The organism is Streptomyces sp. NPDC003011 (assembly GCF_053591515.1).
In genome coordinates this window covers 1-1,304 of sequence record NZ_JBSFTY010000197.1, presented here as the reverse complement: position 1 = coordinate 1,304, position 1,304 = coordinate 1, and the positions used below count along the sequence as shown (strand labels likewise).

Here is a 1,304-nt window from a genome sequence, read left to right as displayed (position 1 = left end):
GTGAACTCCTCCACCACCGGACACCCACACTCATCCCCGGCCCGCAACACCATCTCCACCAACGCCGCACCCGGAACCAACACCCGGCCCCGAACCACATGCCCCGCCAGCCACCCCTGACCCGACCGGGACAACCGCCCGGTCAACACCACCGCACCCGACCCCGCAACCGTCACCCCCGCACCCAACAGCCCATGCCCCAACACACCCAGCCCCAGCCCCACCACATCCCCACCCGCCGAAGACGACTCCAGCCAAAAACGCCGATGCTGAAACGCATACCCCGGCAACACCACCCGCCTCCCACCAGCCCCCGCGAACACCGCCCGCCAATCCACCCCCACCCCAGCCGCGAACGCCTCACCCACCCCCGACATCAACACCCCAGCCGCCGCACCAGACCGACGCGACAACGCCACCCACCCCACCGAATCCCCCACAAGACACTCCTGCCCCATCGCCGTCAGCACCGGCGCCGGACCCACCTCCACAAACACCGACACACCCGCCGCACGAGCCGCCCCCACCCCCTCAGCGAACCGCACCGGCTCCCGCACATGCCGCACCCAATACTCCGGATCACACACCACCCCCCCATCCACCAACCCACCCGTCACATTCGACACCAACGGCAACACCGGCACCCGATACGACACCTCACGCGCAACCCGCCCGAACTCCGCCAGCATCGGCTCCATCAACGGAGAATGAAACGCATGCGAAACCCGCAGCCGACGCACCTCACCACCCCGCGCCTGCCACCGCCCCACCACCTCATCCACCCCCCGCCCACACCCCGAAACCACCACCGACCGCGGCCCGTTCACCGCAGCCACCGACACCCCCGAAACCCCCTCCAACAACCCCTCCACCTCAGCCACACCCCCACGCAACGCCACCATCACCCCACCCGACGGCAACGCCTGCATCAACCGACCCCGCGCCGCCACCAGACGACACGCATCCCCCAACGACCACACCCCCGCACAAAACGCCGCCGCCAACTCCCCCACCGAATGCCCCACCAGCACACCCGGCTCAACCCCCCACGCCCTCAACAACCGAAACACCGCCACCTCAAACGCAAACAACCCCGCCTGCGCAAACTCCGTCTCATCAACCAACCCACCACCCCCCGCCAACACCTCACCCAACGGACGACTCAACAACCCCTCAAACCCCGCACACACCTCCTCAAACGCCTCCCGGAACACCCCAAACCCAGTCAACCCCACCCCCATCCCCGGCCACTGCGCCCCCTGACCGGTAAACAACAACCCCACACCACCCACAGAAGCAGCAGG

General features: G+C 68.1%; 1 protein-coding gene. It reads right to left on the bottom strand.

Going from position 1 to position 1,304, the window contains the following annotated elements; genetic code table 11:
- On the bottom strand, positions 1-1,241 hold a 1,241-nt coding region (locus ACWD0J_RS41275; RefSeq protein WP_451501005.1), incomplete at its 3' end, for an acyltransferase domain-containing protein.
- Positions 1,242-1,304 lie beyond the last annotated feature (63 nt).